14 protein-coding genes and 1 tRNA gene are annotated in these 14446 nt (G+C 63.7%); 9 read left to right on the plus strand and 6 right to left on the minus strand.

Annotated elements, in window-relative coordinates; all coding sequences use genetic code 11:
* The first annotated feature begins 24 nt into the window (after positions 1-24).
* The 5 genes from hemA (at position 25) to F3K02_RS02145 (ending at position 4899) form a co-directional block, all read left to right on the plus strand.
* Positions 25-1317, plus strand: a complete 1293-nt coding sequence (gene hemA, locus F3K02_RS02125; RefSeq protein WP_177132850.1) for a glutamyl-tRNA reductase — start codon at positions 25-27, stop codon at positions 1315-1317.
* An 89-nt stretch (positions 1318-1406) separates the two neighbouring features.
* Complete coding sequence (gene prfA / locus F3K02_RS02130; RefSeq protein ID WP_177132852.1) at positions 1407-2495, plus strand: peptide chain release factor 1; 1089 nt, start codon at positions 1407-1409, stop codon at positions 2493-2495.
* Positions 2492-3337 carry a peptide chain release factor N(5)-glutamine methyltransferase gene (gene prmC, locus F3K02_RS02135; protein ID WP_177132854.1) on the plus strand — a complete coding sequence of 282 codons (846 nt, stop codon included), beginning with the start codon at positions 2492-2494 and terminating at the stop codon, positions 3335-3337. Before prfA ends, prmC begins: the two co-directional genes overlap by 4 nt.
* A gap of 53 nt (positions 3338-3390) precedes the next feature.
* A complete protein-coding gene (gene grxD, locus F3K02_RS02140; protein ID WP_177132856.1) occupies positions 3391-3714 on the plus strand; it encodes a Grx4 family monothiol glutaredoxin in 324 nt (107 codons plus the stop codon).
* A 180-nt stretch (positions 3715-3894) separates the two neighbouring features.
* The gene (locus tag F3K02_RS02145) at positions 3895-4899 is read left to right on the plus strand and encodes an AAA family ATPase (protein ID WP_177132858.1); all 1005 of its coding nucleotides are present in this window, start codon (positions 3895-3897) and stop codon (positions 4897-4899) included.
* Positions 4900-4936: 37 nt separating this feature from the next.
* Here the strand turns inward: F3K02_RS02145 and F3K02_RS02150 are convergent, their stop codons facing one another.
* Positions 4937-5611, minus strand: a complete 675-nt coding sequence (locus tag F3K02_RS02150; protein WP_177132860.1) for a lytic transglycosylase domain-containing protein — start codon at positions 5609-5611, stop codon at positions 4937-4939.
* The gene (locus F3K02_RS02155; protein ID WP_177132862.1) at positions 5608-7353 is read right to left on the minus strand and encodes a proline--tRNA ligase; all 1746 of its coding nucleotides are present in this window, start codon (positions 7351-7353) and stop codon (positions 5608-5610) included. The genes F3K02_RS02150 and F3K02_RS02155 overlap by 4 nt, the downstream gene beginning before the upstream one ends.
* A gap of 184 nt (positions 7354-7537) precedes the next feature.
* On the opposite strand from F3K02_RS02155, the gene F3K02_RS02160 reads away from it, so the two are divergent.
* Positions 7538-8200 (plus strand): RNA pyrophosphohydrolase, encoded by a 663-nt coding sequence (locus F3K02_RS02160; protein WP_177132864.1) that lies wholly within the window; start codon positions 7538-7540, stop codon positions 8198-8200.
* Positions 8201-8222: 22 nt separating this feature from the next.
* Here F3K02_RS02160 and proB read toward each other — a convergent pair whose 3' ends face one another.
* From proB to rplU, 4 genes are all read right to left on the minus strand, one after another.
* Entirely contained in the window at positions 8223-9386 is a 1164-nt protein-coding gene (gene proB, locus F3K02_RS02165; protein ID WP_177132866.1) for a glutamate 5-kinase, read from the minus strand.
* A 38-nt stretch (positions 9387-9424) separates the two neighbouring features.
* Complete coding sequence (cgtA, locus tag F3K02_RS02170; protein WP_177132868.1) at positions 9425-10498, minus strand: Obg family GTPase CgtA; 1074 nt, start codon at positions 10496-10498, stop codon at positions 9425-9427.
* A 123-nt stretch (positions 10499-10621) separates the two neighbouring features.
* A complete protein-coding gene (gene rpmA, locus F3K02_RS02175) occupies positions 10622-10879 on the minus strand; it encodes a 50S ribosomal protein L27 (RefSeq protein WP_177132869.1) in 258 nt (85 codons plus the stop codon).
* Between the two features lie 13 nt (positions 10880-10892).
* The gene (gene rplU / locus F3K02_RS02180; protein WP_177133160.1) at positions 10893-11204 is read right to left on the minus strand and encodes a 50S ribosomal protein L21; all 312 of its coding nucleotides are present in this window, start codon (positions 11202-11204) and stop codon (positions 10893-10895) included.
* Positions 11205-11440: 236 nt separating this feature from the next.
* On the opposite strand from rplU, the gene F3K02_RS02185 reads away from it, so the two are divergent.
* The 3 genes from F3K02_RS02185 to pilB all read left to right on the plus strand — a co-directional run bounded on the left by F3K02_RS02185 (position 11441) and on the right by pilB (position 14434).
* On the plus strand, positions 11441-12403 hold the full coding sequence (locus F3K02_RS02185; RefSeq protein WP_177132871.1) for a polyprenyl synthetase family protein: 963 nt from the start codon (positions 11441-11443) through the stop codon (positions 12401-12403).
* Between the two features lie 53 nt (positions 12404-12456).
* Positions 12457-12533, plus strand: a tRNA-Pro gene (locus tag F3K02_RS02190).
* A gap of 161 nt (positions 12534-12694) precedes the next feature.
* Positions 12695-14434, plus strand: coding sequence for a type IV-A pilus assembly ATPase PilB (pilB, locus tag F3K02_RS02195; protein WP_177132874.1), 1740 nt, complete (start codon positions 12695-12697; stop codon positions 14432-14434).
* Positions 14435-14446 lie beyond the last annotated feature (12 nt).

Below are 14446 nucleotides of genomic sequence, written 5' to 3' on the forward strand. Positions count from 1 at the left end.
AGCCGGCAATTTTATAATCGGGCCATGTCTGTCTGGGCCCTCGGCATCAACCACCACACCGCTCCGCTCGATTTGCGAGGCCGGTTTGCCTTCGCGCTCGACCAGATCCAGCCCACGCTGAACGGCTACCGCCAGAGTCTGGCGCGCCAGCCCGAGGCCACGCTGCTCTCCACCTGCAACCGCACCGAGCTCTATGGCGCGGGCGATCAGGCCGCCGTGGAGCCCACGCTGGAGTGGCTCGCCCACACCGGCGGCGTGAGCACCCAGGTGCTGCGTGATCACGCCTATGTGCTGCGCGAAGACCAGGCCGCGCGCCACGCCTTCCGCGTCGCCAGCGGCCTGGACAGCATGGTGCTGGGCGAGGCCCAGATCCTGGGGCAGATGAAGGACGCGGTGCGCGCCGCCGACGAGGCTGGCGCCCTGGGCACCACGCTGCACCAGCTGTTCCAGCGCTCGTTCGCGGTGGCCAAGCAGGTGCGCACTTCGACCGAGATCGGCGCGCACTCCATCAGCATGACCGCCGCTGCGGTGCGACTCGCGAGCCAGCTGTTCGAAGACCTGAAAGACATCAAGGTGCTGTTTGTCGGCGCCGGCGAGATGATCGAACTCGCCGCCACGCACTTCGCAGCCAAGACACCCAAGGCCATGGCAATCGCCAACCGCTCGCTGGAGCGCGGTGAAAAGCTCGCCGGCCGCTTCGGCGCCGAGGTGATGCGTCTGGCCGACATTCCCGACCGCCTGCACGAGTTCGACGCCGTGGTCAGCTGCACCGCCAGCACCCTGCCCATCATCGGACTCGGCGCCGTCGAACGCGCGCTCAAGAAGCGCAAGCACCGCCCCATGTTCATGGTCGATCTGGCTGTGCCCCGCGACATCGAAATTGAGGTCAAAGGCCTGAGCGACGTCTACCTCTACACGGTGGACGACCTCGCCACCGTGGTGCAGACCGGCAAGGACAACCGCCAGGCCGCCGTGGCGCAGGCCGAGGCCATCATCGACGCGGGCGTGCTCAGCTTCATGCACTGGATGGAGCAGCGCAACCCGGCCAACGGCATGGTGCCGCTGATCCAGCAGATCCACGCCCAGGCCGACGCCTGGCGCAGTGCCGAAATGGCGCGCGCCAAAAAGCTGCTGGCCCGGGGCGAACCGGTCGACGCGGTGCTGGAAGCGATGTCGCGCGGCCTCACGCAAAAGATGCTGCACGGCACGCTGGCCGAACTGCGCGCGGGCGATGCCGACACGCGCGCCGCCACCGCGCAGACCGTCTCCCGCCTCTTCCTGCGCGACGACCCCGTCAAGCCACCGCGCAATTCCTAGCGCCCCGGCCTGCCGCCGCGCGCTGGCCGCCCCAGCGGGTCAGCCCCTCGCCACTTGAGCGGCACCCACGAACCTTTTTTCCCCGCTCCATGAAACCCTTCGTCCGTGACACCCTGATGCGCCAACGCGCCCGGCTCCACGAGCTGGACGCCCTGCTGGCCGCGCCCGACGTGGTCGACAGCATGGACCGCTTTCGCGCGCTCAGCCGGGAACACGCCGAGGTGGGCGCCGTGGTTGAAGTGTTCAACCGCTACCTGCAACGCGAAGCCGATCAAGCCTCGGCCACCGAGCTGCTGCAAGACCCGGACATGGCCGAGATGGCCGAAGAAGAAATCCAGAGCGCCCGTGCCGATCTGGAAACGCTCGACGCCGAACTGCAGCAACTGCTGCTGCCCAAAGACCCGGACGACGAGCGCAACGCCTTCATGGAAATCCGCGCCGGCACCGGCGGCGACGAGTCGGCCCTGTTCGCCGGCGACTTGGCGCGCCTGTACACCCGCTACGCCGAAGCCCAGCGCTGGACGGTCGAGGTGATGAGCGAGTCGCCCAGCGAACTCGGCGGCTACAAAGAAGTGGTGCTGCGCATCGTGGGCCACGGCGCCTACGGCAAGTTGCGCTTCGAATCGGGCGGCCACCGCGTGCAGCGCGTGCCGGTTACTGAAACGCAGGGGCGCATCCACACCAGCGCCGCCACCGTGGCCGTGATGCCCGAACCCGACGAGACCGAGGCCATCAAGCTCAACCCGAGCGAGCTGCGCATCGACACCTACCGCGCCAGCGGTGCCGGCGGTCAGCACATCAACAAGACCGATTCGGCCGTGCGCGTGACCCACCTGCCCACCGGCATCACCGCCGAATGCCAGGACGGCCGCAGCCAGCACAGCAACAAGGCCAAGGCGCTGCAGGTGCTGACCGCGCGCCTGCAGGAAAAGGACCGCAGCGAACGCGCCGCCAAGGAAGCCGCCACCCGCAAGGGCCTGATCGGCAGCGGCGACCGCAGCGACCGCATCCGCACCTACAACTTCCCGCAGGGCCGCCTGACCGACCACCGCATCAACCTCACGCTCTACAAGCTGCTGCAGGTGATGGAGGGCGACCTGGGCGACGTGATCCACGCCCTGCAGGTGGCACGCGGCACCGAGCTGCTGGCCGAGCTCGAACAGCGGAACAGCCTGTGAGCACCGAGCAGAACCTCCGCGAAGCTCTGACGCAAGCCCAGCAACAGGGCCTGGACCGGCTGGACGCCCAGATGCTGCTGCTGCTGGCGCTGGGCCGCGACCTGAATCACCGCGCCTGGCTGCTGGCGCACGACACCGACCCCATGCCCGCCGACGCCGCAGTCCGCTACGCCGAACTGGTGCGCCGCCGCCTGGCCGGCGAGCCGGTCGCCTACCTGGCGGGTGCCAAGGCGTTCTACGGCCTCAACCTGCAGGTGGACCCACGCGTGCTCGTGCCCCGGCCCGACACCGAAACCCTGGTGCATTGGGTACTGGACGTGCTGCCGTCATCGCCCGCCCACCCCCACTTTCTGGACCTCGGCACCGGCAGCGGCGCCATCGCCCTGGCGGTGAAATCGCAGCGGCCCGATGTGGCGGTTTCCGCCACCGATGCCAGCGCCGACGCCCTGACCGTGGCGCGCTCCAACGCAGAGCGCCTGGGTCTGGCGGTGGACTTCCATGCGGGTTCCTGGCTGCAGGCCGTGCCCGGGGAGCGCTTTGACGTGATCGCCAGCAACCCGCCCTACATTGCCGAAGGCGACCCGCACCTCGTCGCCCTCGGCCACGAACCCCTCAGCGCACTCACCTCGGGTCGCGACGGGCTGGACGACATCCGTGCGCTGATCGCCAGCGCGCCCACCGCACTGGCCGCGGGCGGCTGGCTGCTGCTGGAGCATGGGCACGATCAGGCCGCCGCCGTGCGCGCCCTGCTGGTGCAGCAGGGGTTCGGGCAAGTCGCCAGCCGCTGCGACCTCGCGGGCATTGAACGGTGCAGCGGCGGGATCTGGCCGCAACAGCGATAATTCGGGCTGTTTTCGGGCCGCGTCCGGCCCGCCCAGATCAGGAGTTATTTGCCATGAGCGACGCCCAGACCCAAATCGACCAGTTGGTCAAATCCAACGACATCGTGCTCTTCATGAAGGGCAATGCCAGTTTCCCCATGTGCGGCTTCTCCGGCCGAGCCATCCAGATCCTGAAAGCCTGCGGCGTCGACACCAAGACGGTGAAGACCGTCAACGTGCTGGAAGACGAAGGGATCCGCCAGGGCATCAAGACCTACAGCAGCTGGCCCACCATTCCGCAGCTCTACGTCAAGGGCGAGTTCATCGGCGGTTCGGACATCATGATGGAGATGTACGAGTCGGGCGAACTGCAGCAGGTCATCAACGGCCAGGCCTGAAGCCCCTTCGCCGCCCTGCCCAGCCACCTCCGGGTGGCTTTCTGCTTTCTGGCCTGCGCCTTTTGGCACGCTGACACCCGAAACGTCGTAAAGCGGTGTTTATTCCGGCTTTTCCTGCATTGAGCTCTGGCATGTCTTGTGCTTGAATGAAAGTGTCGCCGAACCCCACAGGAGAACCGCATGAGCTCACGCAGCCTGGTCGCTTCACCCTCCCTCGGACTGCCCATCGCCCGGATGCGCAGCGTGTTCAGCGCCGACGAGGTCGAGCGCAAGCTAGCCCACCTGCAGGCCAGCGGCAACGAACGCGAATACGAGGGCCTGCGCAACACCTGGCAACGCATGCTCGAACGCGGCCCCCAGCGCTTCGCCGTCAAACCTTCGGGCGTGCCCGACATGGCACCGCTGTACGACCTGCTGCCCAATTTTGGTGAGGTGCTGGACGACGTGAAGCGCCACGTGGCCCTCAGCCAGGACAGCCGCGACAGCCTGGAGGTGACCCCGATCCTGCTGCTCGGGCCACCCGGCGTGGGCAAGACGCATTTCGCCAAACAGATCGCCGACCTGCTGGGCACCAGCATGAGCCTGGTCCCGATGAGCTCGATGACGGCCGGCTGGCTGCTGTCGGGGTCCTCGTCGCAGTGGAAGGGCGCCAAACCCGGCAAGGTGTTCGAGGCCCTGGTGGACGGCCAGTACGCCAACCCGGTGATCGTGGTCGACGAGATCGACAAGGCCAGCGCCGACGCGCAGTACGACCCATTGGGCGCGCTCTACAGCCTGCTGGAGCACGACACGGCGCAGAACTTCGTGGACGAGTTCGCCGAAGTGCCGATCGACGCCAGCCAGGTGATCTGGATCACCACCGCCAACGACGAGCGCGCGATTCCGGAGCCCATCCTCAACCGCATGAACGTGTTCGAAATCGAAGCGCCCTCCCCCAAAGCGGCGCGCAAGATCGCAGCCCACCTGTACCGCAGCATCCTGGGCGAACACGACTGGGGCCTGCGCTTCGATCCGGAACCGTCAGACGATGTGCTGGACCAGTTGGCCTGCCTGGCGCCCCGCGAGATGCGCCGCGCCCTCGTCACCGCCTTTGGCAATGCCCGACTGGACAACCGCTACAGCGTGGCGGCAGACGACCTGCCGAAGGCGGGCGCGGGCAAGTCGCGGATCGGGTTTCTGCAGTAGGCGCCAACAGCGAACCAGGCCACACGAAGGCCCGGACTCAGGCGTCCGGGTGGATCCAGTTGCGGGCGGCGGCATAGACCGCGTTCGGGTACTCCGGCCGGCCGCGGCTGCCGTTGTAGCGGCCCAGCGCCAGGTAGGTGTCGCCGCGCTCACGGTCCAGGTAATGGCGCAGGATCACGCAGCCAAAACGCAGGTTGGTCTGCATGTTGAACAGCCGGGACGGATCACCGTCGCCAATCAGGCGCGACCAGAACGGCATGATCTGCATGTAGCCCCGCGCGCCCACGCGCGAAATGGCGAATTTGCGGAACGCACTCTCGACCTGGATCAGCCCCAGCACCATGGTGGTGTCCAGCCCGGCGCGGCGCGTTTCATACCAGACCGTCTGCAGAAACTCGATGCGGGTCTGGAAATCCGGTTTTTTCTTCTTGAGCCGGTCACTCATGGCACCGAGCCAGCGCAGGTGCGACAGCCGCTTTTCGGTATCGCTGAAATCCGGCACCGGTGGTGCGCTGTTGGCGATGGCCGCGCTGAGCACGGAACGCACCGAGTCGGCCAGGGGCTCCTCGACCTGGCGGCCGGCCCAGGCACTGCCGGGTGCGGCCAGCAGACCGAGACCACCCAAGCCCAGCGCCCCGGCGCCGACCAGCCAGTCGCGACGCCGCAGCGGATCGGTGTCGAACGGTGCCACAGGACCGACCCCAGCCTTCATGCAGCGATCCGGCCCTTCAAGAAGTCGAGCACCTCGGCCACGGCCACCTTGGTGGCAGCCGCATCGCGGCGGTGCTGGTACTCGATCTGGCCTTCCTTGATGCCACGGTCGCCGATGGTCACTCGGTGTGGCACACCGATCAACTCCCAGTCGGCAAACATCGCGCCCGGGCGTTCGCCTCGATCATCCAGCAACACATCCACGCCCGCGGCCACCAGTTGCTCGTGCAACTGCTCGGCAGCGGCTTTCACGTCGGGGCTGCGGTCCATGCCGATGGGACAGATCACCACAGTGAACGGGGCGATCGCATCGGGCCAGATGATGCCGCGTTCGTCGTGGTTCTGCTCGATGGCCGCCGCCGGCAGGCGCGTGATGCCGATGCCGTAGCAACCCATCTCGAAATGCGCGGGCTTGCCGTCTTCCCCAAGGAACGTGGCGCCCATCCCCTTGCTGTACTTGGTGCCAAGATAGAAAACGTGGCCCACTTCGATACCGCGCTCAATGGCCAGGGCGCCCTGGCCATCCGGCGAGGCATCGCCCTCCACCACATTGCGCAGGTCGGCCACCAGTTCGGGTTCGGACAGGTCGCGGCCCCAGTTCACACCGGTCATGTGGAAGTCGGGTTGATTGGCACCACAGATCCAGTCGGCCAACACCGCCACCTCGCGGTCCACCACCAGCTTCACGGGCAGCTTCAGGCCAATGGGCCCAAGGTAGCCGGGCTGGCAGCCAAAATGCGACTCGATCTCGGGGATGGTGGCGAATCGGAACCCGGCGTCCAGGCCCGGCACCTTGCCGACCTTGACCTCGTTCATGTCGTGGTCGCCGCGCAGCAGCAGCAGCCAGACCTGGCTCTTCACGATCTCACCGGCCTCGTTGAGCGTGTCGGTCGCCAGCACCAGCGACTTGACAGTCGTGGCCAGCGGCACACCCAGCAACTCGGCCACGTCGGCGCAGGTGCTCTTGCCCGGCGTCGGCGTCTTGACCATCGGATTGGCCGCGGTCGCGCGTGGCCCGGCAGGCGCCAGCGCTTCGGCTTTCTCCATGTTGGCCGCGTAATCGCTGGTGGGGCAATAGACGATGGCGTCTTCGCCCGTGGCGGCGATCACCTGGAACTCTTCGCTCAGGTCGCCGCCAATGGCACCGCTGTCGGCCGCCACCGCGCGGTAGCGCAAGCCAAAACGGTCGAAGATGCGGCGGTAGGCCGCGGCCATGACCTGGTAGCTCGCCTTGGCGGCGGCTTCGTCGCGATCAAAGCTGTAAGCGTCCTTCATGATGAACTCGCGACCGCGCATCAAGCCAAAACGCGGCCGGCGCTCGTCGCGGAACTTGGTCTGGATCTGGTAGAAATTTTTCGGCAACTGTTTGTAGCTGCGCAGCTCCTGTCGAGCGATATCGGTCACCACCTCTTCACTGGTGGGCTGCACCACGTAGTCCCGGCCGTGGCGGTCCTTGATGCGCAGCAGCTCGGGCCCCATCTTGTCAAAGCGCCCGGTTTCCTGCCAGAGCTCGGCCGGCTGCACCACCGGCATGGTCAGCTCGACCGCTCCAGCACGGTTCATCTCTTCGCGCACGATGGCTTCCACCTTCTGGATCACCCGCAAGCCCATGGGCATGTAGCTGTAGATGCCTGCGCCCAGTTTTTTGATCATGCCGGCGCGGGTCATGAGCTGGTGGCTGACCACCTCCGCATCGGCCGGGGCTTCCTTGAGGGTGGAAATAAAGAACTGGGAGGCTTTCATGGGTACGGCTGCCGTGGGGCAGTGTGGGTCGTTCAAACGGAATCGGTGGGGCCGGATCAGCGTCGGCGATGCCCGTCGGGCATCGGGATTTACCCCTCATTGCGATGCAACGGGTGGGCAATCACTTCGCAAGCCGCAAGGGGCGATGCATAATCCAGACAGTTCAAAAAATTTGGGGTTGATTATGCTTGACAGAGAAGGCTTCAGGCCCAATGTCGGCATCATTCTGCTCAACCAGAGAAACCAGGTGTTCTGGGGCAAGAGGATTCGCTCCCACTCCTGGCAGTTTCCGCAAGGTGGCATCGACCGGGGCGAAACGCCCGAACAGGCGATGTACCGCGAGCTGCACGAAGAAGTGGGCCTCATGCCCGAGCACGTGAGCATCGTCGCCCGCACGCGGGACTGGTTGCGCTACGAGGTGCCAGACCGATTCATCCGTCGCGATGCGCGCGGTCATTACAAAGGTCAGAAACAGATCTGGTACCTGTTGCGTCTGGTCGCACAGGACTGGCACCTCAACCTGCGAGCCACCAGCCACCCCGAGTTCGACGCCTGGCGCTGGCACGACTACTGGGTGCCGCTGGACGTGGTGGTGGAGTTCAAGCGTGGCGTCTACGAAATGGCGCTGACCGAACTCGCGCGCTACCTGCCCAGGAACGAGCACCGCAACCGCTACCTGCGGGGTGCCGGACGCCAACGGGGCTTGGATGATGGCCCCCATGCGGCGTATTCAAGCGGAGCGCCACCGTGCATGGAGTTGCCCCCGGGCGCGAGCTTCGACCCCGATCCGCAGGGCGATCTGCGCGCTGGCGATTCGAACAACGTCGACATGCCACGACCGCTGTGAAACGCAGCAGCGTCGCGCTGGGTCAGCCGCGTGACAGGACCAGGTTGTCGCGATGGATCATCTCGGATTCCGCCACGTACCCCAGCAAACGCTCAAAGTCATTTGAAGACTTGCGGCACAACAGGCGCGCTTCCGAGCTCGCATAGTTGGCAAGGCCGCGCGCGATCTCCTGGCCCGCACCGTCGCGCACCGCGATCACATCACCGCGGGAGAATTCGCCCTCGACGGCCGTCATGCCGATCGGCAGCAGACTCTTGCCTTCACCCAGGATCTTTTGCACAGCGCCATCGTCGACCCGCACCGAGCCGCGCAGCTGCAAGTGGTCGGCCATCCAGCGCTTGCGCGCCTGGTTCTTGGGTGTTCCCGCCACCAGACAGGTGCCGATGGCTTCTCCGGCGCACAGGCGCAGCAGCACCTGCGGTTCACGCCCCCAGGCAATGACCGTGGAAGCGCCCGATCCGGCCGCGCGCTTGGCGGCCAGGATCTTGGTGATCATGCCGCCTTTGCCGATGCCGGAACCTGCACCGCCGGCCATGGTTTCGAGCTCGGGGTCACCAGCCCGCGCCAGATCGACGAACCGCGCGCTTGGGTCGCGCCGAGGATCGGCCGTGTAGAGCCCCTTCTGGTCGGTGAGGATCACCAGCACATCGGCCTCGACCAGATTGGCGACCAGCGCTCCCAGGGTGTCGTTGTCGCCGAACTTGATTTCGTCGTTGACGACGGTGTCGTTTTCATTGATCACCGGCACCACACCGAGTTGCAGCAGGGTCAGCAAGGTTGAGCGGGCGTTGAGGTAACGCTCACGGTCGGCCAGATCGGCGTGCGTCAAAAGCACCTGGGCACTGCCCACGCCGCAGGCGCTGAGCTTGCTCTCGTACATCTGCACCAGGCCCATCTGGCCCACGGCGGCTGCCGCCTGCAATTCGTTGATCTCCTTCGGACGCTCGCTCCAGCCCAGGCGTTTCATGCCTTCGGCAACAGCGCCGCTGCTGACCATGATCAGCTCAAGGCCTTGCTGCACCAACGCGGCGAGCTGCTCGCTCCATTGGCCAATAGCCTCTTCGTCCAGGCCCCGGCCTTCGTTGGTGACCAGGCTGGAGCCCACCTTGACGACGATGCGCCGGGCGGACTTGAAAACCCCGGACTGATCGAGACTGGGGTTCAAACGGGTTTCAACTGCTGCCATGGGCTCGCTTCATCCATTGCGGTGGCGGAGGCGCGGTCTCAAAGACCGCGGGGATCTTCAACAAATCGGGGATCCACGTCCACCGGCGCCTGGTGCGACTGGAATTCCTTGGCCAGGTACTCATAGACACCCTGAATCAGGCGCTCGCATCCCTCACGCGTCAACGCGGAAATTTCGAACACCGGGCCTTTGTACTTGAGACGCTTGACGATGTCCTTGACCAGGGCTTCGCGCTGGTCCATGGGCACCATGTCGAGCTTGTTGAGCACCAGCCAGCGCGGCTTGGCATGCAGTTTGGGATCGAACTTCTTCAGCTCGGCGACGATGGCCTTGGCCTGCACCACCGGATCGACGCCGGCGTCAAACGGTGCCACATCGAGAATGTGCAGCAGCAAACGCGTGCGCTGCAAATGGCGCAGGAACTGGTGACCGAGGCCTGCGCCCTCGGACGCGCCTTCGATCAGACCGGGCACGTCGGCAACCACAAAACTCTTCTCCGGCGCCACCCGCACCACCCCCAGATTGGGATAGAGCGTGGTGAACGGGTAGTCGGCGATCTTGGGGCGCGCGTTCGAGATCGCCGCGATCAAGGTTGACTTGCCGGCGTTGGGCATGCCCAGCAGCCCCACATCGGCCAGCACCTTGAGCTCCAGTTTCAGCACCTTGCGTTCACCGGGCCAGCCCGGCGTCTTCTGGCGCGGCGAGCGGTTGGTCGAGCTTTTGTAGTGCATGTTGCCGAAACCACCATCGCCACCTTTGGCAATCGTGATCACCTCTCCCGGCACCAGCAACTCGTGCAACACCTCGCCGGTTTCGGCGTCGGCAATGATGGTGCCCACCGGCATCTTGAGCACGATGTCGTCGCCCTTGACGCCAAACATGTCCGAACCCTTGCCATGTTCGCCCCGTCCAGCTTCAAAGCGTCGCGTGTAGCGGAAATCGACCAGGGTGTTGAGACTGGCATCAGCCACGGCCAGCAGGTGGCCGCCGCGGCCGCCGTCGCCGCCGTCGGGACCGCCAAATTCTTTGTACTTCTCATGCCGGAACGACGCGCAGCCGTTGCCGCCATCACCGGCGGCGACTTCGATCGTGGCTTCGTCCACAAATTTCATGATCTGTATTCCTGCGATAAACAAACACAAAAGGCCCGCATGGGCGGGCCTTTTGCAATCAGGACATCACCTGCGCCTGGAGCACCGCCTGGAATCAATCCGGCAGCACCAGGACACCCCGCCTCAGACGGGCGTGATGCTCACCACGTGACGGTTCAACTCGCCCTTGATGGCGAAGTTGACATGACCGTCGGCCGTGGCAAACAGGGTGTGGTCTTTGCCCACGCCCACGTTCACACCGGGGTGAAACTTGGTACCGCGCTGACGCACGATGATGGAACCGGCGCTGACCAGTTCCCCGCCAAACGCTTTCACGCCGAGCATCTTGGGCTTGGAATCGCGCCCGTTTCGCGTTGAGCCGCCGCCTTTTTTCTGTGCCATGCTGACCTACTCCTCAGGCTGCGATCGACGAGATCTGCAGTTCGGTGAAATTCTGACGGTGACCCTGGCGCTTCTGGTAGTGCTTGCGACGGCGCATCTTGAAGATGTGAACCTTGTCGTGCCTGCCGTGAGCCAGAACCGTGACTGTGACCGTTGCGCCGGAAACCAAGGGAGTGCCAACCTTGATCTCACTGCCGTTGCCGACAGCCAGAACCTGGTCAAACACGATCTCTTGACCCACATCCGCAGCAATCTGTTCTACTTTAATTTTTTCGCCAGCAGCAACACGATACTGTTTGCCACCGGTTTTTATGACCGCGTACATATGAACCTCTTGAAAAATTTCCACGAATGGAATCCTGGAAGACGAAATTCTACCAAGCCCAATATTCTAGCATGACCAGCTTTTTCAATCAAGCACCTCCCACCTGAACGGACCCACGGCGATCATGGCGCCCTCATGGGTGCAAAACAGATCCCCTCGGTTTCTATAATCCCTGCCACCACCATCCCGCACCCAGCTCACCGCTCGCTCATATCTTGACCCACTCTGAAATCTCCATGAAAAACCCGCTGGACATCATCCAGGGAGACATGCAACGGGTCGACCAGGTGATTGGCGAACGTTTGACAACCGAAGTACCACTGGTCAGAGAGGTCGCCCAGTACATCATTTCAGCGGGTGGAAAGCGCCTGCGCCCCGCGCTGTTGCTGTTGATCAGCGGCGCCTTGAGCAGTCAGACCCCCCATCGCCACACGTTGGCCGCGGTCGTGGAATTCATCCACACAGCCACCTTGCTGCACGACGATGTGGTGGACGAATCCACCTTGCGGCGAGGCCGCGCAACGGCCAACGAACGCTTCGGCAACGCCCCCAGCGTGCTGGTGGGTGACTTCCTGTACTCACGCGCCTTTCAGATGATGGTGGACGTCAACGACATGCGCGTGATGCAAGTGCTCTCGGATGCCACCAACGTGATTGCCGAGGGAGAGGTGCTGCAGCTGGTGAACATGCGCGACGCCTCCCTGGACGAGGCTGCCTACCTGCGCGTCATTCGATCAAAAACGGCCAAACTCTTCGAAGCCAGTGCGCGACTCGCGCCCATCCTCGCAGGCTCGGACGCCCGGGTCGAGGCGTTGTGCGCCACCTATGGACAAGCACTGGGCACCGCTTTTCAGGTTATTGACGATGTCCTGGACTACGAAGGCAGCGCAGACCAGTTGGGCAAAAACCTTGGCGACGATCTGCGCGAGGGCAAAGTCACGCTACCCATCATCTGCGCCTTGCGCACAGCGAGCACCGCCGAAAAAGCGGTGCTTCGCAAGGCGATCGAAGAGGGCGACCTCACCCACCTTACTGATATTTTGACCATCATTGAGAAAAATGGCGCCCTGGAGTCCGCGCGTCAAAGCGCCATGATTGAAGCCCAGAGAGCCATGGACGCGGCGCGCATGTTGCCCGTCAATGACTACAGTGCGGCTTTGCTACAATTGCCCGCTGGCTTGATGGAGCGACGCTCCTGATCACAGCGAACGGTGGTACTTCAGCCGCCGGAAGATTGACCTGACAGGTCCATCGGGGTGTAGCTTAGCCAGGTAGAGCGCTACGTTCGGGACGTAGAGGCCGGAGGTTCGAATCCTCTCACCCCGACCACATTCGGTATCGGCACCAACGCCACAGCGACCTCCTCAAGGGTCGCTGCCGGTCGTTTCGCAACCTGGATACAACGACCACGGTGCCTGAATCGGCAAATTCAGCACAAGTTGCGTCAATATTGGCCGCCAAGTCATTGATTTACGATAGATTACGGCTCTATGGCGTCTGTTGATACAGTGATCCAGGATACCTCCACCATGGCTTTGCCAGGCTTGGGGCGCGCCTTGGTGTCCGCGGGAAAGCTGGGGCAAAAGGCTGCGGAAGACCTTTATAAGAAAGCGCAAAGTGGCCGAACCACGTTCATTGCTGAACTGACCGGCTCTGGGGCGGTGTCTGCCTACGATCTGGCGCACACCATGTCGACCGCGTTTGCAGCGCCGCTGCTGGATCTGGACGCCATTGACGTGCAGCGCCTGCCCAAGGACTTGCTGGACGCCAAGATCTGTGCGGACTTTCGCATCGTTGTGCTCAGCAAGCGCAACAACCGCCTTATGGTGGCCACCGCCGACCCAGCGGATCAACAGGCGGCCGAAAAGATCAAGTTCGCCACCCAGATGGGTGTCGACTGGGTGATTGCCGAGTTCGACAAGCTCAGCAAACTGGTGGAGTCCCAGTCGACCACGGCCAATGAGGCCATGGACAACATCATCGGCGGTGATTTCGAGTTCGACGAGATGGCAGCCGATGCGGCCGTCACCGAAACCAGTGACAAGACCCTGTCGTCTGAAGTCGATGACGCCCCCGTTGTCAAATTTCTTCACAAGATGCTGCTGGACGCGTTCAACATGCGCGCCTCCGATCTGCACTTTGAACCCTATGAGCACAACTATCGGGTGCGATTCCGCATCGACGGCGAGCTCAGGGAGATTGCTTCACCGCCCATTGCCATCAAAGACAAGCTGGCCTCGCGCATCAAGGTGATCTCCCGCATGGACATATCCGAGAAGCGAGTTCCCCAGGACGGGCGGATGAAGCTCAAGGTCGGCCCCGATCGGGTGATCGATTTCCGGGTCAGCTCCCTGCCGACCTTGTTTGGTGAAAAGATCGTGATCCGTATCCTGGATCCCAGCAGCGCCAAGGTGGGCATCGACGCCCTGGGCTACGAACCCGAAGAAAAAAAGCGCCTGATGGAGGCCATCGGTCGCCCTTACGGCATGGTCCTGGTCACCGGTCCGACCGGCTCCGGCAAGACCGTTTCGCTCTACACCTGCCTGAACATCCTGAACAAGCCGGGCATCAACATTTCCACGGCGGAAGACCCCTCGGAAATCAACCTGCCAGGCGTCAACCAGGTCAACGTCAACGAAAAAGCAGGCCTGACGTTTGCTGCAGCGCTCAAGGCCTTCCTGCGTCAGGATCCCGATGTGATCATGGTTGGCGAGATCCGAGACCTGGAAACGGCGGACATCTCCATCAAGGCTGCGCAAACGGGTCACATGGTGCTTTCGACCCTGCACACCAACGACGCCCCGACCACACTCACTCGCATGATGAACATGGGCATCCCCACGTTCAACATTGCCTCCAGTGTGATCCTGATTACGGCGCAACGCCTGGCGCGCCGGCTCTGCCCAACATGCAAAGCGCCGCTCGACGTGCCACGCAAGGCGCTGATCGACGCGGGGTTCAAGCCGGAAGACCTGGATGGCACCTGGACACCCTACAAGCCAGTGGGCTGCTCTGCGTGCAACAACGGCTACAAGGGCCGGGTCGGCATCTACCAGGTCATGCCCATATCTGAGGAAATCCAGCGCATCATCCTCAAGGGTGGCAGTGCACTCGACATCGCGCAGCAAGCAGGCAGAGAAGGTGTGCGGACCCTGCGTGAATCGGGGTTGCTCAAGGTACGGCAAGGCATGACTTCTCTGGAAGAAGTCTTGAGCGTCACCAACGAATAAGCCAGTACAGAC

The sequence above is a fragment of the Hydrogenophaga aromaticivorans genome, from assembly GCF_013387465.1.
Lineage (GTDB): Bacteria > Pseudomonadota > Gammaproteobacteria > Burkholderiales > Burkholderiaceae_C > Hydrogenophaga > Hydrogenophaga aromaticivorans.